Source organism: Paenibacillus sp. 598K, assembly GCF_003851045.1.
GTDB lineage: Bacteria > Bacillota > Bacilli > Paenibacillales > Paenibacillaceae > Paenibacillus_D.
This window is the reverse complement of sequence record NZ_BFBX01000038.1, coordinates 13,602-39,585: the sequence shown is the minus strand read 5'-3', so window position 1 is coordinate 39,585 and position 25,984 is coordinate 13,602. Positions and strand designations below refer to the sequence as shown.

Sequence of the window (25,984 nt, the reverse complement as noted above, 5' to 3'; positions counted from 1 at the left end):
CACTTTCGTAATTCAGGATAAAGATAATGGGGGGACACATGAAGCTTTTAAAACCTTTTTTCTTAGTCACAGATATTGGATTCATTCTCTATTGGATAGCTACATATTTTCATATTATACCAGAGTCGATGGCATTCAAAGATTACAACAATCCGATTATGGTCCACTGGAACTGGTCCTTTTTTCCACTCGACATCCTGATCTCGATCACGGGTCTTGGAAGCTTGTATTTGTATCGGAAAAAACGACCGTCCTGGAAGCCCTTGGCGCTCATCTCTCTTGTCCTCACCTTTTGCTCAGGCCTCCAAGCGATCGCTTTCTGGGCATTTGCCAACGATTTTGATATCTTCTGGTGGGCATTCAACTTGTATTTGCTAATCTACCCTCTATTTTTCTTGAAAACAGTCATGAGTGGTTATGGTAAGGTAGATTAATCGTCAAGGGTCGTTTGTATGCATTAGCTGAGATAAAGCAATCCAAAGCTGCGGACAAGGTTCGCTAATAGGCGCTCAGCGAATCCACATAACCAAAAGGGCACCGCTCTCCAACGGGAGCGAGTGCCCTTCTTCATGGTTAGGCCTAGTTCAAGGCTTCCATCATTCGCTTGTAATCCTCATCTTGCTGGAGCTTGGCGACAAAGTCGTCCCAGGTGCTGAGGCTGGCGCCCAGGATGATCTTGGTGCGCATCTGCTTGATCTTATCGTTGGTTGTCGCGTAGGCCGCGAGATCGTGGGCGTCTGTGAGGACCGTCTGCGGGAGGATCGGCGCGCTCTGCCCGGAGATGATCGCTTCGCGTTGCTCGCGGACCTGCTCCAACTGCTTGCGGGCTTTCTCGTCCAGCTTGTCCTCCAGTGTAGCCGATGGGGTCTGCAGCAGCGCTTGTCGCAGCGCAGCTTTGCCTGTATTGCTCTCCTCGCCAGGAGTGGCCAACTGCTCCAGCAAGGTCAGCAATTGCTCCAGCTTATCCTGCGGCGTGAACAGGGAGAATAGCAGCAGTCCCTTGTAGCTCTTGCCCTGCGCCGTAACAGCCGGAGCCGTGCTATCAGCCTGGAGCGAGACGAGCGGAGACAGCAGCGCTTTATTGTCTGCGTCTTGCCAGGAGAGCTGTAAAGCTGCTGCCTGCTCGAGTGTCAATGCCGCGCCCCCAACAGAGCCGTCACGCAGCTGCTCATAGGCAGCCTCCTTGGACAGTGTAGCCCACTCGGGATGAATCCAGCCATTCTTATACGCCTGTTGCAACCAAGCCAGCGCTTCGCGTGTCTCTGCGGAGAGCAGCGTGTCGACGATGGCTCCGTCCTTCTCGATGAAGCGGGAGCTGTTCTTGTTGTAGATGCGATCGACCCACTCGAAGCCCTCCAGACCCGGAGTTTCTGGCAGCGCGATCAGTCCGTAGGTGTCATGTTTGCCATTGCCGTCAGGATCTTGGTCCGTGAATGCTTGCAACACTTGAGCCAACTCATCCATCGTCTGAGGTGAAACAAACCCCAGCCTGTCCAGCCAATCCTGTCGCAACGCCGGGAACGCAGCATCCGCAGGAGATTGAGCGATCGGTAGGGCTCGGATGCCGTCGTGATCTTGCCTCAGCTCATCCAGCGAAGATTCCAGGAGCTGCGAGAGATGAGGATAGTCTGCCAGCAACGGCTCAAGGTCCGGACTGACCTGACGATACATATCGGCGGGCAGTCTCGTCGCTTCGGGCAGGACTGTTAATTCTAGGATGTCCCCGGCAGCGATGCGCAGCATCACCCGATCATAATAATGATCATGCGGCGTCGGTTCGATAACTAACTCCACTCCTGCTGCCGTAGCGCTGTAATCGGCCATCGCTTGAAGCTGGGCGGCAGTTAATGTCTCCGACTCCGGCAGCATCAGCCTGATCTGACTCAGCTCGGGCGCTGTTGTGATAGCGATCCGTTTTTCCTGCGGAAGCCATTGGACCTTCGCCTTCGAGGCCTCCGCTGTGAAGCGGAGCGGGATGTAGCGTGTACCGTCATGGAGGAAGGAGCTTTGCTTCAACTCATGACGCGTGCCATTTACCTCGATGACGCCATCGTCATGGAAGACCAGGAACAGTCCGCTCTTGATCCCGCCTATAACGGCTTCACTTGCCTCTACCTCATCGTTGGGGTAAGCGACCTCCAGACCAAGCGCCTCCAGCAGCGTCTCTGCATGGACATAGGTGATCCCGTCGCGGTTAATCGGGGCGGTCGGGAACGCCAGCCGTTCGCCGTCCAGGGTAATAACCGGAGACTGCGTCTCCGCTCTCGAAGGTGCAGTCGCGCCCATACCAAGCGACAGGATGATCAGCAGCAGCAGTCCTTTGCCGAGCACAAGTCTTGCAAGCTTCTTCACGATGTGAACATCTCCTTTTTCAATGAACTCTTTTGCGGTAGCGCTTTCGTATGTATCCTCTCTATCATACCTCTTATCCTCAGAAGTGTATATCAATGGAATCTAAAGATTTGAAAGGAAAGGCTATCGTTCTTGGAGTGCGGAATTGTAAACATTTGGTATAATGAGGAACAGAGACTATTGTAGAAGTTAGAAAGACGGGGAAGATATCTATTCTGTTTTAGGGGAGTATCAAGGAAAATTCAAGGTTGATTCTGAAAATAGATTAGTATATGACGCGAATCTCTTCGGAGGAGTCAAGACGTTTCAAAGTGAGATGGAGAAGTTACCGCTTCGGACTATGAATATGTTTCTTAGTGAATAAGATAGGCTTAATGTGAGGTGAACGATGCATGCAGAGAAATAAGATGCAAAATAAAAGAGCAATTGGATTTGCATTGATTTTCTTATGCTTATGTCTAGGCTGTGCTAATACGAATATAAAGCCAAACACAGATTTGTCGATACCCGGTCCTGAGAATTTGGAGGAGATGGTATTAGAGTCCGATATAATCGTGATTGTGAATCTTACCGGAGTAGAGGAAGTTGAAAAGGAGGGGAAACAAAAGGCAAAACTAATGGATGTTGAGGTCACAGATGTCATACGTGGGGAGGCTATCCTGGAGCGCAGCATTATTACAATTGATACATTGCAGCGCTTGAGTGCGTGGAATGACCCGAAACAACGTCGTTTTCTTTTATTTTTAAAGCCTTCTAGCCAAAAAAGTGATGGGCAAGCCGTTTACGTAATTACAGGAGGAGTCATGGGCATTTTGATGGTTGATGATCAGGGCTTGTTGTTCTATACAACTGTGGAACCCCTATACCCCAATAGCAAAAAGTTCTACATGGACGAGGCATTCACTGGCTTAACGATCGAAGAGGCAAGAGAGAAGATTAATGAAATTCTCGACGGGAAGTAGGGGCTTTAATTCATGGAGACTAGGACACGATTAAGATTAACGGTTGTGATCATATTTGGTCTCCTAAGTCTCTGTATAGGCTGCTCACAACCAAGCTCAGGTCTATCTGTCCCAGGTCCTGAGACGCTGGAAGAGCTATTGGCAGGTACCAAGACCATTGCAGCTGTTAACTTGACCGGGATAGAAGAAGTGGAGCCAGCAAAACACGCAGGCTATCAGAAGCTAAAACTAATGGATGTAGAAGTGACAGATATTATCCGAGGTGACGATGGGTTGGAAGGTAGTATCATTACGATCGAAACCTTGGAAAGCTTGCGCGCTTGGCGAGATCCGGAACAACGTCGTTACTTGTTATTCCTGAATCGAGTGAAAGATAAGACTGGTAAGCGCGTGCTGTATCGAGTAACCGGGACAACGAGCGGTATTATGATGATCGACCCACAAGGTCTTCTTTTCTGGACGAAGGGGGAACCTTTGATTCCGGGCAGCAAAAAGTTCTACATGGACGAAGCATTCACTGGCCTAACGATCGAAGAGGCAAAAGAGAAAATCAATGGCATCCTGCGTCGGAAGTGAGTTAAACCCAGTACATTCCTCCCATTCCCCGAGAACAGGCAGTCTAAGGCTCAGCTGTGCTACCTCCCTATTGCTACACCATACCCTCACCAAAAACCATCCAAATTACCTTCATAAAATACAGAAAATATAATTTTTAAGAATAAGGAGGAAATTGGATAATCTTGTCGAAATCATGATGGTAGTCGTAATTAACCATGCCCCAAGGCCTAATTTCGACACGGATCTAAGACTTCAGGAGGTGAATAATGCCTTATATTGCTCATATCCGGGAGAGCGATCATACGATTCAGACGGCGAGCGAGCATTTGCTGGAAGCGATGACTCTGGCCGAGCGTTACGGCAGCAAGCTGCAGATCCCACACGTCACCGGCTTGGCCGGGTTGTTGCATGATCTGGGCAAGCTGACGCCGCAGTTCCGAGATTATCTCTGGAATGCCGTCTTCCACCCTGATAAGGCGCCAAGACGCGGCGAGGTCGATCACTCGACTGCAGGGGGTAAGCTGTTATTCGATCGTTTGCACCAGGGCAAGCCCGCGCCATCATGGCTGCTGGCCGAGGTGGTCGGCAATGCGATCATTTCGCATCACTCGTATATGCATGATTACTTGAACGAGCATCTGGAGTCGGACTACCTGCGACGGGTGCGCGACAAGTCGGCAGAGAAGCTCGATTACGATACGGCGGTCGGGGCTTTTTTCGAAGAGGTGATGAGCGAAGCGGCGTTCACCGCCTATATCGAGCAAGCCATCGTGGAATTGACGCAGTACATGAGGAAGCCATCCGTGCTGACATCGGAGCAAAAGCTGCTCTTCCTCGACAAGTATATATTTAGCGCGCTGATCGATGCGGATCGCACCAATACAAGACGGTTCGAGCAGGCTGAACCGCCGCTGCCCGGGATGGTGCAAGAGAGGGAGCAGCGCCGCGCCTTGTATAAAGGATACTACGAGCGCTTGATGGAGCGTCTCGCCAGCTATGCGAAGGATGCGCAAGCTCAGAAGCAGTCTACGCAGGCACAAAAGTCGATTGACCGCCTTCGTCAAGAGATGTCTGAACAATGCGACAGCTTCGCCTCCCGGCCATCCGGCATCTACACCCTCTCCATCCCGACAGGAGGCGGCAAGACGCTGGCGAGCTTTCGTTATGCGCTCAGGCATGCGATCGAGCATGGCAAGCAGAGGATCCTCTATGTGGTGCCGTACACCACGATCATCGAGCAGAACGCAGAGGAGATCCGGCGTATCATCAAGGACGATGGTCAACTGCTGGAGCATCACTCCAATGTCGTGCTCGACGAGCGGGATGAGGACGAGCAGTCCGATGGACAGATGACGACGGCCGAGAAGCTGAAGCTGGCCCGAGATAATTGGGATGTGCCGATCATCTTCACGACGATGGTACAGTTCCTCAACGCAATCTATGCACGCGGGACGCGCAATATCCGGCGCTTCCACAACTTGAGCGAGGCGGTCATCATCTTCGATGAGGTCCAGAAGGTACCGACCTCCTGCATCTCTCTGTTCAACACGGCGCTCAATTTCCTCAAGGGCTACGGCGCGTCCAGTCTCGTGCTTTGCACGGCGACCCAGCCGGCGCTCGACTTTGTCCGCCATAGGCTGACGATCGATCCGGAGGGAGAGATCGTCGGCAATCTGCAGGATGTGGATATAGCGTTCAAGCGAGTCGAGATGGTCGATCGCGCGACGATGGAGACGTTCGATACGGAGAATCTGGCGGACTTCATCCAGGAGCAGATGGCAGAGGTGACGAGCGTGCTGGTCATCCTGAATACGAAGTCGGTTGTCAAAAAACTGTACGAGCGATTGGCCGGTTGCGATGCCGCAGTGTACCACCTGAGTACCTCGATGTGCGCGCAGCATCGCAAGGACAAGCTGGATGAGATCAGAGGCTTGCTAGACCGCGAAGAGCGGGTCATCTGCGTCAGTACACAGCTGATCGAGGCGGGCGTTGATGTCAGCTTCCATCGGGTCATCCGCTCACTGAGCGGACTCGACTCAATCGCCCAGGCTGCCGGACGTTGCAACCGTCATGGGGAGAAGGGTATCCAGCCGGTCTATGTCATCGATCATACGGAGGAGCGTCTGACGCGACTTCGGGAGATCCAGATTGGCAAGGAGAAGACGCGTCAGATCCTGATCGACCTGCAGCGCGATCCGAGCGCGCATGGCGGCCACATGCTGTCGAGGGAAGCGCTGGGGGTGTATTTTCAACGGTTCTACAAGGAGCTGGAGCGTGAAGTGGACTATTATATGCCTAAGCTGGAGCGGAGCATGATGACTCTGCTGATGGAAACGCAGACCCACTCGATGTCGTTCTTAAGGCAATATATAGCGCATCATGATAAGCCCCCCGATCTCATCATGACCAACAGCCCTCGGACGGCGGCCGAACATTTCGAGGTGATCGACAGCCCGACCATCGCCGCCATCGCGCCCTATGGCGAGGGTAGTGAGCTGATCGCGGAGCTGATCAACGGCAGGAGCATCGCCGAGCTGGGCTCTGCGCTTCGCAAGGCGCAGCAGTACAGTGTCAATCTGTTCTGCCATGAGCGGGAGGCGCTCGCCAAGAGCCAGGGCATCGAGACCATCCTTGACGGCAAGGTTTATGTGCTGAAGGAAGGGGCGTATAGCAAGGAGTACGGACTGAGCGTCACCAATGAATAGAGAGGAGGTATTCCACATTGAGAAATGCAATCGAATTCGAACTAACCGCTCCCTACGCCCTGTTCACGGACCCGCTGACGAAGATCGGCGGCGAGAAGCTGTCTTACCATGTGCCAACGTATCAGGCGTTGAAGGGCATCGTGGAAAGCATATACTGGAAGCCCAGTATCATCATCTATATTGACGCCGTGCGCGTCATGAATCCGATTCGCATGGAGTCGAAGGGCGTCAGACCGCTTGAGTACAGCGGCGGCAATACGCTGGCGAACTACACGTATTTGCGCGATGTGCGCTATCGGGTGAGAGCCTATTTCGAGTTTAACCCGCATCGGCCCGACCTGGTCCGCGATCATAACGAGAACAAGCATCACAACATTCTTAAGCGGTCGCTGAAGGCCGGGGGGCGCAGAGATATATTCCTCGGAACACGCGAGTGTCAGGGATATGTTGAGCCGTGCGCTTTTGACGAAGGTGAAGGTTACTACGACGATTATGAAGAGATGCCGCTTGGGACGATGGTGCACGGGATCAACTATCCTGACGAGACCGGACGAAATCAGCTGGAGGTGCGACTGTGGCGTCCGGTCATGGAGCGGGGCGTGATCCAGTTTATCCGGCCCGAGGCCTGCCTGCTCGTGCGGACGGTCAAGGAGATGCAGCCCAAGGTATTCGATGACGATGCGCTCGAGTCGGTCGATGCGCTCTATGACCAATTGGGTGAGGAGGGGATCGAGCGGTGAGTTGGCTGCTGAATCTGTATGAGACGTACGAGGCCAATCAAGATCGGGTAGGCATCGTAGAGAAGAAGCGCAAGGACCAGGAGTTCACGCTGCTGCCGATCGCTCATACGACCCAAAACGCGCACATCGAGGTGCGTGTAACCGAGGAAGGGGACTTCCACTCGGCGATCGTGCTGGAGAAGGGAAGGCTGGAGACGCTCATCCCTGCGACCGAGGACTCGGCGAGCCGGGCCGGCAGTGTCAACTCGCCATATCCGCTCCACGATAAGCTGAGCTATGTGGCGGGAGACTACGCGACCTATGGCCGCAATCCAAAAAAGCTGGACCATCATGCTAAATATATTGAGGCGTTAAAGGCTTGGGCCGACTCTCCGCACAATCATCCAAAGGTGCAGAGTATCTATCGCTACCTGAGCCGAGGGACTTTGATCCGGGACCTGACGGCAGAACCGCGTCCCATCCTCCATCTGGACAACGATGGCAAGCTGATCGAGAAGTGGGAAAAGGCGCATGAGGAGAGTAAGGGGGCGAAGCCGGAGTTATTCAGCATCGTGACGGGGCCGCAGGAGGATGCCTTCATCCGGTTTACGGTATACTCCCCTGGCGTGTATACGGATGTGTGGCGGGATACGGAGGTGTACGATTCGTTCATCCGCTACTATGGGACGACCTTGTGTGAGGAGGATCTATGCTACGTGAGCGGGGAGCGGGTGCCGACGACTGAGCGGCATGCACGACGCATTCGCCATGCGGGGGACAATGCGAAGTTGATCTCCTCCAATGACAGTTCCGGATTTACCTATCGCGGTCGCTTCCTGACTGCAGGCGAGGCGGCGAGCATGGGTTACGAGGTATCGCAGAAGGCGCATAATGCGCTGAAGTGGCTCATTAACCGGCAGGGCAAGGTGATCGACCAACGCGTATTCCTCGTGTGGGGCAACAAGGAGACGGCACAGCAGGACTTGATGGAAGACATCTTCGGACTCGCTCCGTCCGAGGCTAATCAGCCGGAGCGGATATCCTGGACGTTCCCCGAGTTCGCCAAGGCCTTCGGCCTGGCGCTGGGCGGGTACAAGCATCGGCTCGACGAATCGCAGCTCAAGGACGACAAGGTCAATATCCTCGTCCTCGACTCGGCGACGACCGGCAGGCTGGCTGTGTTGTATTATCGCAGTCTGTTCAAAGATACGTATGTGGAGCGTCTGGCCGAGTGGCATGCGAGCTGCGTTTGGCGGCATCGTTATCGCAAGGATGAGGACGGCGAGTGGGTCGAGTTCTACGGCGCGCCTGCGACCCGGGACATTGCCTTTGCCGCCTACGGCCCGCGCGCCGACGACAAGCTCGTGAAGGGGCTTACGGAGCGGATGCTGCCGAGCATCATCGACGGTCGTCCGGTTCCGCTCGATATCGTGAAGAGCGCGATGGCCCGCGCCTCCAATCCAGTCGGCATGGAGGGCTGGGAGTGGGAGAAGACGCTGAGCATCGCTTGCGCACTTATCAATCAGAAGGAGAGGAAGCCTGTGGCACTGGATACCGAGACGAATGATCGCGACTACCTGTTCGGCCGTTTGCTGGCAGTAGCGGATGTGTTGGAGACGCGCGGCATGACGGGCGAGAAACGATCCAGCAACGCGATCCGATACATGAATGAATTTTCCAGGCACCCGGCAAGAACCTGGCTGACGATCCAGCGAGCGCTGCAGCCATATCAGGCCAGACTCGGACCTGAAGGGATATACTGGAACAAAATCATCGACGAGATCGGTTCACGCATCCCGATCGACAAGTTCAACAATCACCCGCTCACAGGCGTTTACTTGCTTGGCTTTTACAGTCAACGTCATGAGCTGTACCAGAAGAAGGCCCAGGAGTCGATCGATGCCGAAGACACGGAAGCATCCCAATCCTAAGGAGCGATAACGATGACGATATTGGATCACAAGATAGACTTTGCGGTAGTACTGTCAGTTACCAAAGCGAACCCGAACGGTGATCCGCTGAACGGCAATCGCCCGCGTCAGAACTATGACGGGTACGGAGAGATCTCGGATGTGGCGCTCAAGCGCAAGATTCGCAATCGGCTGCAGGATATGGGCGAAGCGATTTTCGTGCAGTCTAACGACCGTAAGGTCGACAGCTACAACAGCCTGCGGGAGCGGGCTGACGCCAACCCGGAGCTGGACAAGATCATGAAGAGCAAAAACGGGTCGGGCGATGAGTTCGCCAGACTGGCTTGTCAGGCGTGGATCGATGTGCGCAGCTTTGGGCAGGTATTCGCCTTCAAAGGGGAGAAGTCGGGGAACGGCGTCTCGGTTGGCGTCCGGGGGCCGGTCTCGCTCCATGTGGCGACCAGCCTCGATCCAATCGATATTACGAGCACGCAGATTACGAAGAGCGTCAACTCAGAGCCTGGCGCGGCACGGGGCTCGGATACGATGGGGATGAAGCATCGCGTCGACTCAGGCGTGTATGTGTTCTATGGCAGTATTAACACGCAGCTCGCGGAGAAGACCGGGTTCACGACAGACGATGCGGAGAAGATCAAGCAGGCGCTCGTCAGCCTGTTCGCTAACGATGTGTCGTCTGCACGCCCGGAGGGCAGCATGGAGGTGCATCGGGTGTACTGGTGGGAGCACAAGTCCAAGCTGGGTCAATATTCGTCCGCGAAGGTGCATCGCTCGCTCATCGTCGAGCGAAAGGGAGCGGAGCCGAAGCGATTTGAGGATTATGATTTTTCACTAGCCCCCCTGGATGGACTAGAAGTTCAGATCATCGATGGCCTGTGAGGAAGAAAATAGCTTCACGTAAATGAATCGTGATATAGTATGTTAATCGGTGTCCGTTAGGACCGAGTATCATGCCAGTTGAGAAGTGGAGAGAATCATATGGTTGAAGGGGTTGTTCATCTACGTCCAATAACGAAAGATAATGAATCTGAATGCATCAAATTAAAGCCCTCAAAAAATCAGGAAGACCTGGTGGCTACTAACGCAGATTCTATTATTCATGCGACGAAAGAGCCAACGTCCAAACCTTACGGAATTTATTCGAACGATACAATGGTTGGATTTTTGCTCTTTGACAATGAGATTTATAAAGACGGGTACTATTGGATACTGCGCTTCATGGTTGATGAACAGTACCAACACAAAGGGTACGGAACTTTGGCGATTAAAGAGGTTATAAAGATGCTCTCCGCGAAGCCAGATTGCAAACAAATTCGAGTTAATCATGTCCCTCATAACACTGCAGCAAATCGGCTCTATAAAAGCTTGGGATTTCAAGAGACCGGTGAAATGGAAGATGGAGAAGTTGTACTAAGTTACGCTGTAAAATGATAGTAGAACCGAAACCAAGGAGGCCGGCCCCATGAACGATAACCAAGAAGCTCCGTTGATTTTGTCGGAGGAGCTGGCGGAGTCGGTGACCTCGGCCATCCGCAGTGGCGATGTGGAGAAGTTAAGAGGATTACTGAATGCGCATCCAGAGCTCGTGCGTGCTCGTGTTGCCCGTCGGGATGATGCGGGCCAGAGTAACGGAAACGGAAACGCGTACTCGTTGCTGCATCTATTGACCGACTGGCCGGGGCGCTGCCCGAACGGTGCGGAGACAGTGGCTGTGCTGGTCGAGGCCGGGGCTGATGTGAATGCAAAGTTCGTGGGACCGCATAGCGAGACGCCGCTGCATTGGGCTGCGAGCTGCGACGATATCGAGGTGCTCGATGCGCTGATCCGCTATGGCGCCGATCTGGAAGCGCCTGGCGCGGTTATCGCTGACGGGACGCCGCTCGACGATGCCGTCGCATTCGCGCAATGGCAGGCCGCGCAGCGGTTGATCGCGCATGGCGCGCGATATGCGCTCTGGCATGCCGCGGCACTGGGGATGCTGGATGCGATGGAGGCCCATTTCGCAGGGGACATACTGTCTCGTCAATACCCCTGGGGAGCAAGTCGCGCCGAGACCCCCGATGAAGTGACGGTCGCCCTCTGGTGCGCCTGCCACGGCGGACAACGCGAAGCTGCGGAGCTGCTGCTCCGCCATGGAGCCGAGTTGAACTGGGTGTCGGTCTGGGATCGCCTCACGCCACTCGATGCGGCCTTGCGCAGCTCTGCGGATGCGTTGGTCTCATGGCTCCGCGACCAGGGCGCGAAGACCGCGCAAGAATTGCTTCAATCGTGATCGCGCAATTAGCCTTAGCCAATATGGCTTTTCTAAGCTGCATCCATAAAATAAAAAGCTTCTGCCGTCATGAATCATCCGGGGCAGAAGCTTTTTTATTTTGATAACGTTGTAGCTGTCGCTACGGTCACGACCTGCTACGGTCGGTCGTCGCCCGCTATGGTCACGTCCCGCACGCTATCGCTCCAGAGTGAAATGGGAGCTCCCCAGCCGTGCTGGAGCGCGGCAGTGTAATGCTCGCCACGGCGCTTATATCCCGTTTTTTGCACCATTTGGGATCCTTACGCTTGCCACGGAGCTTATTTGCGAAAAAACGCTCGTTTCAGCATGGTTTGACCGAAATAAGCTCTCCGGCGAGCGTTAGGATGGGAGCCCCTGTCTTTTCGGCCCAATAAGGCCGAGGGCGAGCATTAGAACGGGGCGTCCCCGACCGCCAAAAGGGACTGCGCTGCTCCAGTGGCAGCGCAGTCCCCGTTTTCCTTGCTTAAGGCGTCGTCCACTCTTCCACGCCGGTCGCGTAGAGACGGAAGCCGTGGGTATGGGAGGCTTCCCGGATGTCGGCGAAGGCCCAGTGCGACTCCGGCACATCCGACCAGGATGCGCCTTCGGTCGCGAGCACGGTCGGAGCCTGACGATTCAAGTAGCGATTGACGATCGTCACGGTCTCGGCGCGCGTGATCGCGGCATCCGGACGGAAGCGTCCATCTTCATAGCCGCCGATCCATCCGGCGTCAGCCGCTGCGGATACCGCATTCGCTGCCCAGTGGCCATCTACATCGGAGAAGCCGCCAGGAGCATCGGCTTTCAGTCCGGCCAGATTGGCCAGCGCTTGGACCAGCTCGGCACGTGTAACCTTGCGCTCGGGAGCGAAGCGGCCGTCGCCGTAGCCGCGCAGCCAGCCCTGCTCGCTCGCAAGGGCGATAGCATCGGCCGCCCAGTGCGTGGCAGATACATCGCGGTAGCCTGCGAATGCCTGAGCTGCCCCGAGCTCGCGCTGGATCCGACTCAGGATCGCAGCCAACTGACCGCGTGTCAGCCCGTCGTCCGGCCGGAAGGCTCCGTCGGGGAATCCCTTCAAATAGGCGTCGTGGACGCCGGAATCGAGCAGCGCCGGATCGATCTCAAAGCTGTAAGGTACGATCGTCGTGCCGACATGGATGATGCCGCCCTGGATGTAGCTGTCCAGTCCGATCGTCTCTTCCCGCTTGTCCAGCCTGCTGTCGAAGATCGTATAGCCGTCCGCTTCAGCGAGGATATAGTAGTCGCCGAACGCCGGGACCATCCATGCATATTCGCCGGTTGCCGAGCTGATCTGCGGATTGGCATTGTCATTCGGCGCGAAGCTTGGCAGTCCAGGCAGCTTGACCTCTGTGCCCGGCGTCCGTCCCTTGGAGCGGTTCAGCTCCGTATCCGACCAGTACAGCGCGACGCGTACACCGGGGACGGCTGCGCCTGTCAGAGAGTCGGTGATGATGCCGAACGGATCGATCAGCTCCTCGGTCAGGCTGGCCTGTCCTTTGCTATCGACGACGAGACGGAGCAATTGCCCTGCGAGCAGCTCGCCGCCTGTGTTGCGCGGAGCGACGACCAGTTGATAGCTGCCCTCAGGCAGACGGCTCAGCGAGAGCTTGCCGTTGTTGTCGACCGTATAGGTGCCCGGGACGGCGACGCCCTTGGCGGTATACACCTTGGCATCGAGCGGCAGCGCCAGCTTCGTGACCGAGGCCAATGCCTCCTGGCTGGCGGCCGGCAGCGTCACTGTCGTCGTCGTGACATAAGGCGCTACAGGCACCGACACCTGGGGCGGAGCCGGATTATTCATCGTATAGTAGTTGTCATCCAACTCGTCGGCATTTTCGGGACTGCGTACGGTGGAGCCATGGTAAGCGATGAATTCGATCATCTGCTCGCCATGAGCGACAGCTGGCATATCCGTGATGAGGATCCATTCCTTGTAGCCATCCCAGAGAAAGCTGGTCGCGTTGCGCAGCGTCAGCTCAAGAGAGTAGTTGCCCAGCTTCGCCACGACTCGATCAGTGAGGAGATCGGTGTCGGCGCGCAGCCGGATCTGATCGCCAGGGACGAAGATATCGTCGTCATCCGTCAGGTCCCGGTACCATCCCTCGATCCAATCCTCAACATCGTCTTGATCCAACACCAGTACCTGGAAGCTGATGTCTCTCTCCAGTCGACCGTCGCTAACGGTGATCGTGATCTTCGCCAGACCGCTCTGCCCGGCAGCAGGCGTGACACGCACCGTCCGGTTCGCTCCCTGACCGCCCAGTACGATACCTTGCAGAGGGACGAGCGTTTCATTAGAGGAATGAACGGACAGGATCATCTGTCCAGCCGGGACGATGCCGCCGCTGAGGGTGAAGGGCAGCGCAGCTGTCGATTCGTCGACGCGCAGCACTTGATCCATGATGCCAGTCGCGCTAGGTGCGATCGGCAATACCGTGACATAGAGTCGGTTGGCGCTGTTCATCGGACCTCCGGCGCCGGTATTGCCCTCATCGTCAGCCCGGACATCCATGTAGGTCAAGCCGTAGAAGTTAAGCGGCGGCGTATATTTCAGCTGACCAAGCGCTTGATTGACCGCGGTCTTGGTGCCTCGCAACGTCAGCGCAGCGCTGCCGTTGGCCCCAGCGGTGATCGAGACGCCAGACGCAGCAGCCACCTGGATGCTGCCCTGCGGCACTTCCAGCTCGACTGTAATCTGTCCGCCCTGTGTATCCTCGGCATCCGGATCCAGGATATAGGCTCCATGGAGGAGCTCGGCCGTATCGGTATTTTCCATAATGGAGACAGCGAGAGGAGCGCTGGCATCGTCGACCCATTCGCTCTCGATAATGTTGCCGCTGATCTCTTTGCCTGTCAGGTCATTGAGATAGTCGCCTTGGCCTTCGAGCATCGGCATATAGCCGACCAGGCCGGTTTCATGACCGGTCAACATCCGGTTTTTGTTCTCGTCCAGCTGCTGAGGCGTCCGGGCGGTGTCCCAGAAGCGGATGTCCCGGATTTTGCCCTTAAAGTAGGCATCCTGTCCCCAATGGCTTCGACCGATATAGTTGATCGCGCGAGGGGTGTCGACGATCGTGCCGACCGATCCGCTTTTTTTCAGCACGCCGTCCCAGTAGATGTAGCCGATTCCGTTCTCGTCGATGATCACCTCGACATGCACCCATTGTGAAGCAGGGAACGGTTCGCCCACGATGATCTCGCCGTTGTTATTGTTCATATCATAATTGTGAAGGAACATCTGACCGGAGTTGCTATAGAAGCCGACCATAATGTTCTGTCCGGGACTGCCGTTGCCGAAGTCGAACAGACGCGACCAGGTGGCGTTCGGATTTTCGTTATAGACCCAGGCCTCGAACGTCATCTCGCCCTTCAGATGAAGGTTGTTCACGGTCACATAGGTGTTGGAACCATCGAATTGCAGCAGCTTTTGCGTGAACGGGAAGATCGGTCGCGGCGCGTCATTGACCGGCTCCACGGTGATGGAGGCGGTCTGAGCGTCGGCGCTGTAGGCCGTGTCGCCGCCATTGACGGTTACGTCGTGCTTGGTGCGGCTAAGATCGTTGGGCCCTTCGTCATTGCGCAGATCCCAGGCTCTGTAGCTGATGGTAGCTGTGCCATGCCAGTTGGCCGCCGGTACGAACCGCAGCTTGACGTCGGACTTGAGCATGCTCGCAGTCTGTGGCGACAGGGGATCCATACTCCACCAGGTGCCGTCGTAGTAGGCTTCCCAGGCGCCATTTCCGGTGACGGCATAGACGCCGATCCCGTATTGGCCAGTGTAGCTAGTGACAGAGTTGCCGATGAGATCGCTGACGAGCACCCCGTCGCCGCCGGTAGAGTCTTCATTGATCGCAGGGAAGATAGGCGCATGCGCGGAGTCGATGAGCGGAGCAGGGATCGGCTCTGCATAGACCGCGACAGGCAGGACCCATTGCAGCGCGAGCAGGAAGCTCAGGAGCATGCTGACTGCGACAGTTTTTGGCTTGCTTAACATAGTAGACCTCCATATGTAGAATAATGTCGAATAATGGTAGTATACTTTTTTACTCTGGACATTCTCTGAACGGGGGTCTTAAAATTTGATTTAGAGACTGAAAGTATGGGTGAGGTGCCATGGAGAATAAAGAGGAACGTATTGAGCTTTTTAATGAAGGGGAGAGGGATATGATGCGTATAGAAATGGAGACGGAGCGACTGACGCTCCGCGAGTTCACAATCGAGGATGTGCCAGCAGTGCAGCGATATGCCTCAGATCCACTGGTCGTCCGCTACATGATCTGGGGGCCCAACAGATTGGAGGAGACGGAGCAGTTCGTCGCGCAGGCGATCGCGATGCAGGGGCAGAACCCCAGGAGGGACTATGAGGTGGCAGTCGTACTGAAGTCAAGCGGTGAGCTGATCGGCGGCTGCGGACTGCACTGTTCGGACCCAGCGCAAGGCGAGATCGGTTACTGCTTCCATCCCGATTACTGGCGCCAAGGCTATGGGGCAGAGGCGGCGTTGGCGTTGCTCGACCTGGGCTTCGGGCGGCTCGGCCTTCATCGTATCTCTGCGACCTGTCGCCCGGACAATGAGGGATCGGCCGGCGTGATGAAGAAAGTCGGTATGACCTACGAGGGTCGGTTGCGCGGCCATATGTATCACAAAGGCGCATGGCATGATTCCGATCAATACTCGATTCTGGAGGACGAATATCGCGCCAGGACAAGCGTGGTGTAGAGATCGCGAGTCTCTCGCGCCACGCATGTCGCTTTTGTCCACCGACCAACATGTCCGCATCCTCCATTGTTGAGGTGTGGACAATCCACTATAATGATAATGAGAATCGATATCATCTATGTGGAGGGTTTCCTACTATGAGAACTACCGTGTCCTTGCGTTTCCTGATGACTTTACTGCTAGCCAGCATGCTGTGCTTGTCCGCCTGCGGGACAGAGCAACCCCTGAGCGGCAAGACGGAGGCTAATCCGCCTGCTGCAGAGACTGGCGACTCGCAAGCTGCGGAGCAGCAGACGAATAATGGCGAAGCGGCAGACAACAACGCACAGACGCGTCTCTATACCGATGTACTTGACCGCGAGGTCGAAATTCCGGCCCAGCCCGAACGGATCGCCGCCTTGTGGACGGTCGGGGAGCTGATCGCGCTCGACCTCAAGCCGGTAGGCTCGACCGAGCATCTGCTGCGTTTCTATACGGACGAAGACCGCTCTGGCATCGACCTCGTCGGGGAGAGCAACAAGCCGGACATGGAGCGGCTGTTGGCGCTGGAGCCGGATCTGATCGTCGTCAGCGCACGCGCGACGGAGGATGAGCTGGAGCAGTACAGCAAGATCGCGCCAACGGTGGCGACCCCGTTTTTCGGCGATCCGATCGAGCGGTTCCGGATTGTCGCCGACCTGGTCGGCAAGCCTGACGCTGCGACCGCTTGGCTGCAGGCGTACGACCAAGAGGTAGCTGACATGCGCGAGCAGGTCAAGCCGCTGCAGGTGCAAGGCAAGTCGGCGCTCGTCATCCAATTTGCGCAGAAGGCCATTTATTTGTACCCGAGCTCGACGTTCCCGACGATCTTCGACGCCTATCAATTTAAGTTGACGGACAAGCAAGCGGAGCTGGAGTCGGCGCCGGACTTTGCTCCGACGGCGCTCTCGCTGGAAACCTTGTCCGACTTTGACCCGGATCATCTGTTCGTCATTATCAATGACGAGGACTCCGAGGCGGTGTATGAAGAGATGAAGCAAAGCAAGGTGTGGGAAAACCTGCGAGCAGTCCAGGACAAGCATGCGTATCTCATCGGCAACCGCTTATCGATCAATGATGTGATGACGCTGGACTGGGCGCTGGGCGAGGTCTATAGCCTGCTGAGCGCCACAGGCGATCCGTCATGAAGCGCAAGCAGCTAAAGCTGGCGACGATGCTCATGTCCCCGGGCGCATCGAGCGGCGCCTGGCGTCATCCGATGGCCGAATCGCATCCTCAACAGCCGATGGCGTATTACACCGAGCTGGCTCGCAAGGCGGAGCGCGGCAAGCTGGACTATATCTTCCAGGCCGATCAGTACCGCATATCCGCGACCGCGCCGCATGAGCTGGAGCAACGCGTCAACGTCGGCCTGGAGCCGATGATGCTGCTCGCGGCGCTCAGCGCGGCGACCTCTCGCATCGGCCTCGCCTCGACGCTGTCGACGACCTACAGCGAGCCGTATCATACGGCGCGGATGTTCGCGACGCTGGATCATCTGAGCGGCGGACGGGCAGCGTGGAATGTCGTGACGTCGCGGGGTGAGCTGGAGGCGGACAATTTCAAAAACGACCATCGCCCCTCCGAAGCGGAGCGGCACGAGCAGTCGGATACCTATGTCGAGATCGTCAAGTCGCTCTGGGACAGCTGGGAGGATGAGGCGATCGTCTATGACAAGGCGACGGGGCGATTCGCTGACAAGGACAAGGTGCACTATCTTCATCATGAGAGCCGCTGGCATAGCGTCAAGGGACCGCTTAATGTTGCCCGCCCGCCGCAGGGGCATCCTGTCCTTATCCAGGCTGGCGCATCGGACGCCTTTTGCGAGCGGGCGGCTCGACAGGCGGATGTCATCTTCACGATGGCCAAGGAGCTGCCCGCCGCCCAGCGCTTGTACAGCGACGTCAAGCAACGTCTGCCCCGCTATGGACGAAGACCGGAGGATCTGCTCGTCCTCCCGGGACTTAATCTCTATGCAGGCGCGACAGCAGCAGAAGCGCGAGACAAGCGCGACGAGCTGGAGCAGCTTGGACGCGTCGAAGCGAGCCTCGACGGGATCGCGTATTGGCTCGATCTGGATCTGGCCGATCGCTCGCTGGATGATCCGCTGCCCGAGCCTCCGTCCGAGCCCGGCCGAGGGATCCGATACCGGCAGCTCAAGCAGACCGCGGATCAGCTTGGATTGACGACGATCCGCCAATTGTATATGCACATCCGGCGACAGCAGGGCCATCTCACGCTGACAGGCACGCCGGTCCAGATCGCAGACGAGCTGGAACGCTGGCTGCGCGAGGGCGGCGCCGACGGATTCACATTTATACCGCATATCCTGCCTTGCGGTCTGGACGATCTGGTCGATCTGGTCATCCCCGAGCTGCAGCATCGCGGCATATTCCGGACAGACTATGAAGGCAGCACGCTGAGGGAGCATCTGGGCCTGAGCCGCCCGATGAATCGCTTCGCAACGAGGTAAGCGCTGCTGAGGAAGGGAGGCTATACTGCCATGACGCAACGATATCAAGGGGCCGCAGCATTCGTGCCGTTGCTCGAGCTGGTCGAGGCGAGACGCTTCGTCGGTATAGAGGAGACGATGCAGCTTGGACCGTCGAAGACAGGGGACGGGGGCGGACTATGGATCGTGTATCTCACCTTGGGAAGAGCGATATGCACTACATCGGCCAGCAGCTTCTCGCTGCGGCGCGGCGAAGCCGCTTGCCTCCCGGCTGACAGCAGCGCTGCTCTACAGAGCGCTGGAGACGCAGCGCCCGCAGGCTATGCTTTATTATGCCGATTCGCGTCCGGGGAGTCTGCCTCTGATGATGGCAGTTGCTTCGAAGCTGCAGACGACTGGAAGGAGGAGTCGAGGGCAGCTTACTCGCTGCCCTCTGCCTTGCTGGAGCGCCCCTTGCCGCTGCGTCCGATCGGACGGTGGGAGGGGCTGCTCTGCGATCTATGGGCGACGGCCCCCGTTCCATCAGCGACCACTGCCGTCTCAGCCCCCTCCGCCTCGATCCCTGCCCGCGAGCGGCTGCGCCGCTTCTTGCTGTTGCAGCAGTTGCTCTACGCCCTGCTGGAGCAGGAGCCGGAGACAGAGCCAGAGACGGAGGGATCGCGCCGCGACGACGCGGAGTCTGATCGGATCGACTCCTTGCAGGCGGTAGAGCGATCGATCGCCGCGCTGCACGAGCGCTACACCGAGTCGAACACAGTGATCGAGCTGGCGCGTAGAGCGAGTCTCAGCGTACGTCAATACACGCGGCTGTTCAAGCAGTTGACCGGCGTTACGCCCGGGCGCTATATTAGCGATTACCGGATCAAGCGTTCCCAGGAGCAGCTCCTGCTGACCGACGAGCCGCTCGAGCGCATCTCCCGCAGTATCGGCATCAAGGATGTGCATTATTTCAACCGGGTGTTCAAGCAACGCACCGGGACGACGCCCAAGGGATATGTGCGAGCCAGAGGCAGTGCGTCGCGGATCGTCACGATGCACTATGTTGGCGAGATCCTGGCGCTTGGCCTGCGTCCGCTCGGCGCGCTCGATCGTACGCTCGAGCAGTGCCGTGGGCCGATCGAAGGGATCGTCAGCATCGGCGGCGATACGGTGGAGCTGGATCGACTCGCTGCGCTGCAGCCGGAGCTGATCCTGGCCTCCGACTTTATGAGCCGGGAGGAGCTGCAGGCGATGTCCAGACTGGCGCCGGTCATCGTCGTCCCATGGGACGAGCGGCCCGAGGCGCGGATGCAGCGGATCGGGCGCATACTGGGCAGGGAGCGCGAGGCGGGATCGTGGATCGACAGCTACACCCGTCGCAAGCAAGAAGCGGCGCGGCTTAGCGCCTCGCTGCTCCCGCCGGGCGGCGCAACGGCCGCTGTGCTGCGGATCGACGAGGGCCAGCTGTGGGTGCATGCGTCGCGGTTTTTCCCGACCTTCTATGAGGTGATCGGCTTCCGGCCGTCCTTGCTGATGGAGCAGGAGCTGGAAGGCAGCGCCGAGACGAGGCGCGTGGCGGTGACGGCGGAGGAGTTGGAGCGTGCGGCGGCTGATCGGCTGTACATTATTGTCAATCCTGATCCGTCTTTTGGCGGGTGGTTGGACGCTTTGCGTGCTTCTCCGAGCTGGACACGGTTGGAGGAGGCCGCCAAGGGAGGCGTCTATTATTTGCGAATGCAGGGCATTGCGTATGACGCCTTCACCTTGCTGTGGCAGCTCGACCGTATCGACGAATTGCTCGGTCCGCCTGAGGCTCGCAGCGATTCGGTCTGGCTGTGCGAGGCGCCTTCCTGATCCGTGCCGGGGCTGGCGATGCGTGTCAGGAATCGGCCACTCCAGCCGTCTTCACATAATCTTCATCTGACGATGACAGTTTGTTTACAGTAGATTAGTATACTCATCCTCGAACCATAGGATCTTAAGGAGCATGGGAGGATGAATGAATTGATGTTCGATGCAAAACAGAGAATGACGCGCAAGCTGCTCGTCGGGGTGCTGGCTGGCAGTATGCTCGCAAGCCTGTCTGCAGGGGTAACGGCTGAAGAGACGGAGACGAGTGAATCGTCAGGAATTAAAAATATGATCCTGCTCATCCCGGATGGCATGCCGCATGATGCGACGACGCTGGCTCGTTGGTATAAAGGCGCTTCGCTCAATCTGGATAGCATGGCGAGCGGCCTGGTGCGCACGTACTCCGCCGACGCGGCTATCGCCGACTCCGCCCCGGCAGGCACAGCCTTCGCTACCGGCCACAAGTCGCATACCGGCTATGTCGGCGTGCTGCCGGACAAGGCGACCATGCCGGGTCAGCAGGCGATCGCGCCTGGCGACGAGCGTCGCCCGGTTGCTTCGGTGCTCGAGGGAGCCAAGCTTCAGGGCAAGTCGACCGGCATCATCTCGACCTCCGAGATTATGCATGCGACGCCCGCCGCATTTACTTCGCACTATCCGGCGCGCAGCAACTATGACGCGCTCAGCATGCAGCAGGTGTATAACGGCGTCGACGTCGTGCTCGGCGGCGGCAGCAGCTTCCTGAGCGGCGAGGGACGCAAGGACGGACAGAACCTGATCGCCTCCATCAAGGCGCTCGGCTATGATTACGTGACGACGCCGCAGCAGCTGCAAGCATCGGAATCCGGCAAGCTGTGGGGCATGTTCTCGCCAACCGCGCTGTCCTACAACATGGACCGCAATCCAGAGGAGCAGCCTAGTCTGGCCGAGATGACCAAGAAGGCAATCGACGTGCTGTCTGCCGACGAAGACGGATTTTTCCTGATGGTCGAGGGCAGCAAGGTAGACTGGGCGGCTCACGCCAATGATCCGATGGGCATCCTGAGCGATGTGCTGGCCTTCGACGATGCAGTCAAGGTAGCCAAGGACTTCGCGGAGGCCAACGGCGAGACAGCGGTCATCGCAGTCACCGACCATCATAATGGCGGCCTGACCATCGGCAACCGCGAGACGACGAAGACCTATGACACCGACCCGCTGTCCAAGTTCATCGCACCGCTGAAGCGCGCCAAGCTGACAGGTGAGGGGCTGGCGGCCAAGTTCAACGAGAATCGCACCAATATCCAGCAGGTTATGCGCGAATACTACGGCATTACGGACCTCACCAAGGAAGAAATCCAGGCGATCCGCGAGGCGGAGCTGGGCCGGATGAATTATGTCGTCGGTCCCATGATCAGCAACCGCGCCTATATCGGCTGGACGACGGGCGGGCATACAGGCGGCGATGTCGTGCTGTACACGTACGTGCCGGAAGGTCAGCACCGTCTGATGGGCGTCGTCGAGAACACCGACATCGCCAAGTATATCGCCAGCGAGCTCGGCTTTGATCTCGGCGCGACGACCCAGCGGCTGTTCGTCGATGCCAAGCAAGCATTCGCGGCGATCGGCGCGACCGTGTCTACCGAGGCGGACCAACTGGTCGTCACGCTGGGCAACAACAAGCTGGTGCTGCCGTTCCACAAAAACGTAGCGCTCCACAACGGCAACAAGGTGATGCTCGAAGGCGTCGTCGTCTTCAACGGCGAGCGGACCTATGTACCGCAGCAAGCGGTAGATCTGTTGAAGGCGAACTAAGCTACTGCAAATACAAAGCACCCCCTGCGCACAGCGGCAAGCCGCCAGCAGGGGGTGTCTTCATGCTCAAAACGAGTCTTCATGTTCAGACAACTTGATATTCGATTACTTGATCTTGATCCTGATCCGCCTGGTCATGAGCCGCATCAGCGCGAGCAGCAGGACGGCGACGAGAGCGAGCGACGGCAGGCTGATCGATAGCGGGACCGGGCCTTGATCGCTCGATACGCGGATGTCCAGCCGATCCGCGAGGAGGCTCGGCAGATCATTGCCGGTCCCGATCAGATAGCTGAGGCCCATGAGCAGCGCCAGCGAGCAAGCGATGGATACGAGGCCGGGCACGACGCCGAAGCGGTAGAACGTTCCGCCGATCGCCCATCCCATCAGATAGAACAGATACATCTGCGCGAAGATGGCAGGCACGGCGGCCAGTCCTTCATACCCCATCGGAGGCAGCCACTCCCCCCCGTTGATCAGGGAACGGAAGAGGAGGTGGAGGAGCAGACCGGCGGCGGTCAGCGCGAGCGTCAGGAGCAGACCGGAGACCGCTACGCCTGTGTAATAGGTACGGCGGGTCACGCCCTGCTTGACCAGGAAGGTCAGGAAGCCTGAGACGGACAAGAGGCCAAGGATAAGCATAAACACGCTGCCGGGCTGGACGATGAAGTCGAGGAAGGTGCGATTCAGCATTTCCGGATCGGAGGTAAACAGCCGTACTCCCCAGAAAAACAGGATGACGCCGAACAGCAGATACGAAGCCCAGCTTAATTGCGTCAGCGTGAGATCCTTAATGATAGCGCCGGTTCGATGGGTCGGGTTCATCGCGCATCGACCTCCTCTGTCAGATGAATAAATAGCTCCTGCAACGACACCTGTCCGAGCTCCAGGCCAAGCTCAGCCGCCTGACGACGCTGCTCATCGGTGAGCTCGCCGTAGATCATGACGGAGCGTGTGCCGCCGAGCTGCTGCGAGCTGAGCTGGCGCAACGGCTGAGCGAACGCCTCCACCTGGGCCGCTGGGCCCGTGATCGAGGCGCCGCGCTCGAGCAGGCGGTCGATCGGCTCATGGAGCAGCACTCGCCCTTCATGGAGGATGACGACCTCCTCGAACAGATAGTCCATCTCCGACACCAGATGCGTGGAGAGGATGATCGTGCGCGGATGCCGCTCATAGTCGGCCAGCACCTCCTGGTAGAACATCTCGCGCGCCGGTGCATCCATGCCGACATACGTCTCGTCCAGGATCGTCACCGGCGCTCGCGCAGCCAGCGCCAGCGTCGCGTTGAGCGCCGATTGCTTGCCGCTGGACAGTCCGCTGGCGCGAGTCTTGAGCGGCAGCTTGAACCGGGCGGCGAGCTGCTCGGCATACGCCATATCGAAGCTCGGACGGTATCGCGCAGCCGCCTCGAGCAGCTCCACGACTTTGTCCGATTCGCTGGAGTAGTCCGTCTGATGGGCAAACACGACCTGCGGCATGATACGCGCATTCTCGAAGGGCGCTTCGCCGTCGATCTGCACCTTGCCTGTATCGGGCTCGTCATACGAGGCGAGCAGCGAGAGCAGCGTAGATTTGCCCGCTCCGTTGCGGCCCAGCAGACCATAGATGCGGGGATGGGACAGCGCCAGCGAGACATCTCGCAGCGCTTCATGATGGCCATAGCGGTATGTCACCTGTTCCAGACGGATATGTGGCGTCATGATGATACACTTCCTTTCGTTTGCTCCAGGATCCGAGATAGCTCCTCCGGCGTGATCCCGAGATTGTGCGCTTCGGTGATCATCGGCCTGACATACATTTCCACGAATTGATCCTTGCGCTGCGACAGCAGCCGCTCCCGCGCATCCTCGGCGACGAACATGCCTACACCCCGTTTCTTATAGATAATTCCTTCATCCGCCAGCAGATTGATGCCTTTGGCTACCGTGAGATGGTTGATCTTGTAAAAGCTGACCAATTGCGTTGTGGACGGAATTTGTTCATGCGCTTTGAGCTGTTCGCTCACGATCTGGTTTTCGATCCGTTCCTTGATCTGCAGGAAGATCGGCTTGCTATCGTCGAAGCTGTAGCTCACCAGAGGTTCACCGCCTCTCGTCTGTTTTGTGGTTATATAGTCATGTATATAACTATAGATGGCGGGGCGCAGACTGTCAAGCGGACTTCTGGCTGCTACCGGAGCAAGTGGGCAAGCGCAAATTCCCTGAGTGTGTTATGATACGAGGAGTGTGCGGCAAGACTTACGGACAGAAGAGGTTCCTCGGCCTTTCAACCTGCGTATGGCCATTGCGGACATACATTCATTCGACTATAGACGATTAAGGAGATATCCATGACATTTGAACAATTGCAATTGGTTGCACCTATTCTAAAAGCATTAAATGAAGAAAACTATACCGAGCCGACACCGATCCAGCAGCAAGCCATCCCGGCCGTGCTCGCGGGCAGAGACGTATTTGGCTGCGCCCAGACGGGCACCGGCAAGACCGCAGCCTTCTCGCTGCCGATCGTCCAGCGTCTGCAGGAGGCACGGCCCAAGAGCGGCGGGCGCAAGCCGATCCGCTCGCTCATCCTGACGCCGACCCGCGAGCTGGCGCTGCAGATCAAGGAGAACATCGACGCTTACAGCCGGTACACCGCGATCCGGTGCGCCGCTGTCGTCGGCGGCGTGTCGCAGCGGGCGCAGGAGCTCGATCTGCAACGCGGTGTAGATATCCTGATCGCAACGCCGGGACGGCTGATCGATCTGATCAACCAGAAGGTCGCCGACCTGAGCCAGGTAAGCATCCTCGTGCTCGATGAGGCTGACCGGATGCTGGACATGGGCTTCATCAACGACGTCAAGAAGATTATTGCGGTTATGCCGAAGGCGCGGCAGACGCTGTTTTTCTCCGCGACGATGCCGCCAGAGATCACGCGACTGGTCAACAGCCTGCTCACCGACTACGTCAAGGTCGAGATCACGCCGGTCTCCTCTACAGTTGACCGGATCGAGCAGTCGCTCTATCTCGTCGACAAGGCTAACAAGCAAAAGCTGCTCGGCGACCTGATGCAGGACGCCTCGATCGCCTCGGCGCTCGTATTCACCCGCACCAAGCATGGCGCGGACCGGGTGGCGCGTCTGCTCGACCGGGTCGGCGTGACGGCGCAGGCCATCCACGGCAACAAATCGCAAAATGCGCGGCAATCGGCGCTGAACAACTTCAAGAGCGGCAAGACACGCGTCCTGGTAGCGACCGATATCGCCGCTCGCGGCATCGACATCGAGGAGTTGTCGCATGTCATCAACTTCAACCTGCCCAACATCCCGGAGACCTATGTACACCGGATCGGCCGTACCGGACGGAACGGCATGAGCGGCGTGGCGATCTCCTTTTGCGAGTATGAAGAGCTGCCGTATCTGAAGGATATCCAGAAGCTGATCCGCAAGACGATCCCCGAGGTGACGGATCACGCGTATCCGATGCAGATCACGACGGACGCCCAACTGGCGGCGAGCAAGGCGGACACCGAGGATAACCAGCAGCAGCGCCAGCAACGGCAGCGCGACGACGGCTCCAGCCGTCACCGGCGCGGCGGCCAGAGCGCCCAGCCAGCGTCCCAAGGCGCGCGCCAGGGCGGGGGCGGCAACACGCAAGGCGGGCGCCAGGGCGGCGGCAG

General features: G+C 57.6%; 20 protein-coding genes. 15 read left to right on the top strand and 5 right to left on the bottom strand.

Features of this window, described 5'->3' with window-relative positions:
- Positions 1–38 precede the first annotated feature (38 nt).
- Positions 39–434: a YvaD family protein gene (locus tag PA598K_RS13665; protein ID WP_128657507.1), complete on the top strand. Its 396-nt coding sequence runs from the start codon at positions 39–41 to the stop codon at positions 432–434.
- 145 nt (positions 435–579) lie between these two features.
- Here the strand turns inward: PA598K_RS13665 and PA598K_RS13660 are convergent, their stop codons facing one another.
- Positions 580–2,352 carry an extracellular solute-binding protein gene (locus tag PA598K_RS13660; RefSeq protein WP_128657506.1) on the bottom strand — a complete coding sequence of 591 codons (1,773 nt, stop codon included), beginning with the start codon at positions 2,350–2,352 and terminating at the stop codon, positions 580–582.
- Positions 2,353–2,744: 392 nt separating this feature from the next.
- Between PA598K_RS13660 and PA598K_RS13655 the strand changes: the two genes are divergently transcribed.
- From PA598K_RS13655 to PA598K_RS13620, 8 genes are all read left to right on the top strand, one after another.
- Positions 2,745–3,314 carry a hypothetical protein gene (locus tag PA598K_RS13655; RefSeq protein WP_128657505.1) on the top strand — a complete coding sequence of 190 codons (570 nt, stop codon included), beginning with the start codon at positions 2,745–2,747 and terminating at the stop codon, positions 3,312–3,314.
- Positions 3,315–3,452: 138 nt separating this feature from the next.
- The gene (locus tag PA598K_RS13650) at positions 3,453–3,890 is read left to right on the top strand and encodes a hypothetical protein (RefSeq protein WP_128657504.1); all 438 of its coding nucleotides are present in this window, start codon (positions 3,453–3,455) and stop codon (positions 3,888–3,890) included.
- A 248-nt stretch (positions 3,891–4,138) separates the two neighbouring features.
- Positions 4,139–6,577 (top strand): CRISPR-associated helicase Cas3', encoded by a 2,439-nt coding sequence (cas3, locus tag PA598K_RS13645; RefSeq protein WP_128657503.1) that lies wholly within the window; start codon positions 4,139–4,141, stop codon positions 6,575–6,577.
- 17 nt (positions 6,578–6,594) lie between these two features.
- Positions 6,595–7,317: a type I-C CRISPR-associated protein Cas5c gene (gene cas5c, locus PA598K_RS13640; RefSeq protein ID WP_128657502.1), complete on the top strand. Its 723-nt coding sequence runs from the start codon at positions 6,595–6,597 to the stop codon at positions 7,315–7,317.
- Positions 7,314–9,227 carry a type I-C CRISPR-associated protein Cas8c/Csd1 gene (gene cas8c / locus PA598K_RS13635; RefSeq protein WP_128657501.1) on the top strand — a complete coding sequence of 638 codons (1,914 nt, stop codon included), beginning with the start codon at positions 7,314–7,316 and terminating at the stop codon, positions 9,225–9,227. Before cas5c ends, cas8c begins: the two co-directional genes overlap by 4 nt.
- Before the next feature lie 12 nt (positions 9,228–9,239).
- Positions 9,240–10,103 (top strand): type I-C CRISPR-associated protein Cas7/Csd2, encoded by an 864-nt coding sequence (gene cas7c, locus PA598K_RS13630; RefSeq protein WP_128657500.1) that lies wholly within the window; start codon positions 9,240–9,242, stop codon positions 10,101–10,103.
- Between the two features lie 99 nt (positions 10,104–10,202).
- Positions 10,203–10,655 carry a GNAT family N-acetyltransferase gene (locus tag PA598K_RS13625; protein WP_128657499.1) on the top strand — a complete coding sequence of 151 codons (453 nt, stop codon included), beginning with the start codon at positions 10,203–10,205 and terminating at the stop codon, positions 10,653–10,655.
- 31 nt (positions 10,656–10,686) lie between these two features.
- On the top strand, positions 10,687–11,496 hold the full coding sequence (locus tag PA598K_RS13620) for an ankyrin repeat domain-containing protein (protein ID WP_128657498.1): 810 nt from the start codon (positions 10,687–10,689) through the stop codon (positions 11,494–11,496).
- A gap of 484 nt (positions 11,497–11,980) precedes the next feature.
- Here PA598K_RS13620 and PA598K_RS13615 read toward each other — a convergent pair whose 3' ends face one another.
- Complete coding sequence (locus tag PA598K_RS13615) at positions 11,981–15,511, bottom strand: S-layer homology domain-containing protein (RefSeq protein WP_128657497.1); 3,531 nt, start codon at positions 15,509–15,511, stop codon at positions 11,981–11,983.
- A 170-nt stretch (positions 15,512–15,681) separates the two neighbouring features.
- Between PA598K_RS13615 and PA598K_RS13610 the strand changes: the two genes are divergently transcribed.
- The 5 genes from PA598K_RS13610 to PA598K_RS13590 all read left to right on the top strand — a co-directional run bounded on the left by PA598K_RS13610 (position 15,682) and on the right by PA598K_RS13590 (position 22,330).
- A complete protein-coding gene (locus PA598K_RS13610) occupies positions 15,682–16,236 on the top strand; it encodes a GNAT family N-acetyltransferase (RefSeq protein ID WP_128657496.1) in 555 nt (184 codons plus the stop codon).
- 137 nt (positions 16,237–16,373) lie between these two features.
- Complete coding sequence (locus PA598K_RS13605; protein WP_185601929.1) at positions 16,374–17,402, top strand: ABC transporter substrate-binding protein; 1,029 nt, start codon at positions 16,374–16,376, stop codon at positions 17,400–17,402.
- The gene (locus PA598K_RS13600; RefSeq protein ID WP_128657494.1) at positions 17,399–18,727 is read left to right on the top strand and encodes an LLM class flavin-dependent oxidoreductase; all 1,329 of its coding nucleotides are present in this window, start codon (positions 17,399–17,401) and stop codon (positions 18,725–18,727) included. The genes PA598K_RS13605 and PA598K_RS13600 overlap by 4 nt, the downstream gene beginning before the upstream one ends.
- A 30-nt stretch (positions 18,728–18,757) precedes the next feature.
- Positions 18,758–20,539 (top strand): AraC family transcriptional regulator, encoded by a 1,782-nt coding sequence (locus PA598K_RS13595; protein WP_128657493.1) that lies wholly within the window; start codon positions 18,758–18,760, stop codon positions 20,537–20,539.
- Positions 20,540–20,713: 174 nt separating this feature from the next.
- Complete coding sequence (locus PA598K_RS13590; protein WP_128657509.1) at positions 20,714–22,330, top strand: alkaline phosphatase; 1,617 nt, start codon at positions 20,714–20,716, stop codon at positions 22,328–22,330.
- A gap of 105 nt (positions 22,331–22,435) precedes the next feature.
- Here PA598K_RS13590 and PA598K_RS13585 read toward each other — a convergent pair whose 3' ends face one another.
- Genes PA598K_RS13585 through PA598K_RS13575 form a run of 3 tightly spaced genes read right to left on the bottom strand, consistent with a single transcriptional unit; the run spans position 22,436 to position 24,401 of the window.
- Positions 22,436–23,152, bottom strand: a complete 717-nt coding sequence (locus PA598K_RS13585) for a hypothetical protein (protein WP_128657492.1) — start codon at positions 23,150–23,152, stop codon at positions 22,436–22,438.
- Positions 23,149–24,027 (bottom strand): ATP-binding cassette domain-containing protein, encoded by an 879-nt coding sequence (locus PA598K_RS13580; RefSeq protein WP_128657491.1) that lies wholly within the window; start codon positions 24,025–24,027, stop codon positions 23,149–23,151. Before PA598K_RS13580 ends, PA598K_RS13585 begins: the two co-directional genes overlap by 4 nt.
- On the bottom strand, positions 24,024–24,401 hold the full coding sequence (locus PA598K_RS13575; protein WP_128657490.1) for a GntR family transcriptional regulator: 378 nt from the start codon (positions 24,399–24,401) through the stop codon (positions 24,024–24,026). The genes PA598K_RS13580 and PA598K_RS13575 overlap by 4 nt, the downstream gene beginning before the upstream one ends.
- A 255-nt stretch (positions 24,402–24,656) precedes the next feature.
- Between PA598K_RS13575 and PA598K_RS13570 the strand changes: the two genes are divergently transcribed.
- The coding region (locus PA598K_RS13570) for a DEAD/DEAH box helicase (protein ID WP_260405401.1) at positions 24,657–25,984 on the top strand (1,328 nt) is incomplete at its 3' end.

What these genes read in the sequence shown, in the direction of transcription:
- PA598K_RS13590 (WP_128657509.1), top strand. Translation starts at nt 20,714, where the DNA reads ATGACGCGCAAGCTGCTCGTCGGGGTGCTGGCTGGCAGTATGCTCGCA.
- PA598K_RS13605 (WP_185601929.1), top strand. Translation starts at nt 16,374, where the DNA reads ATGAGAACTACCGTGTCCTTGCGTTTCCTGATGACTTTACTGCTAGCC.
- cas7c (WP_128657500.1), top strand. Translation starts at nt 9,240, where the DNA reads ATGACGATATTGGATCACAAGATAGACTTTGCGGTAGTACTGTCAGTT.
- PA598K_RS13655 (WP_128657505.1), top strand. Translation starts at nt 2,745, where the DNA reads ATGCAGAGAAATAAGATGCAAAATAAAAGAGCAATTGGATTTGCATTG.
- PA598K_RS13615 (WP_128657497.1), bottom strand. Translation starts at nt 15,511, where the DNA reads ATGTTAAGCAAGCCAAAAACTGTCGCAGTCAGCATGCTCCTGAGCTTC.
- PA598K_RS13595 (WP_128657493.1), top strand. Translation starts at nt 18,758, where the DNA reads ATGACGCAACGATATCAAGGGGCCGCAGCATTCGTGCCGTTGCTCGAG.
- PA598K_RS13585 (WP_128657492.1), bottom strand. Translation starts at nt 23,152, where the DNA reads ATGAACCCGACCCATCGAACCGGCGCTATCATTAAGGATCTCACGCTG.
- PA598K_RS13600 (WP_128657494.1), top strand. Translation starts at nt 17,399, where the DNA reads ATGAAGCGCAAGCAGCTAAAGCTGGCGACGATGCTCATGTCCCCGGGC.
- PA598K_RS13665 (WP_128657507.1), top strand. Translation starts at nt 39, where the DNA reads ATGAAGCTTTTAAAACCTTTTTTCTTAGTCACAGATATTGGATTCATT.
- PA598K_RS13610 (WP_128657496.1), top strand. Translation starts at nt 15,682, where the DNA reads ATGATGCGTATAGAAATGGAGACGGAGCGACTGACGCTCCGCGAGTTC.
- PA598K_RS13625 (WP_128657499.1), top strand. Translation starts at nt 10,203, where the DNA reads ATGGTTGAAGGGGTTGTTCATCTACGTCCAATAACGAAAGATAATGAA.
- PA598K_RS13580 (WP_128657491.1), bottom strand. Translation starts at nt 24,027, where the DNA reads ATGACGCCACATATCCGTCTGGAACAGGTGACATACCGCTATGGCCAT.
- PA598K_RS13620 (WP_128657498.1), top strand. Translation starts at nt 10,687, where the DNA reads ATGAACGATAACCAAGAAGCTCCGTTGATTTTGTCGGAGGAGCTGGCG.
- cas3 (WP_128657503.1), top strand. Translation starts at nt 4,139, where the DNA reads ATGCCTTATATTGCTCATATCCGGGAGAGCGATCATACGATTCAGACG.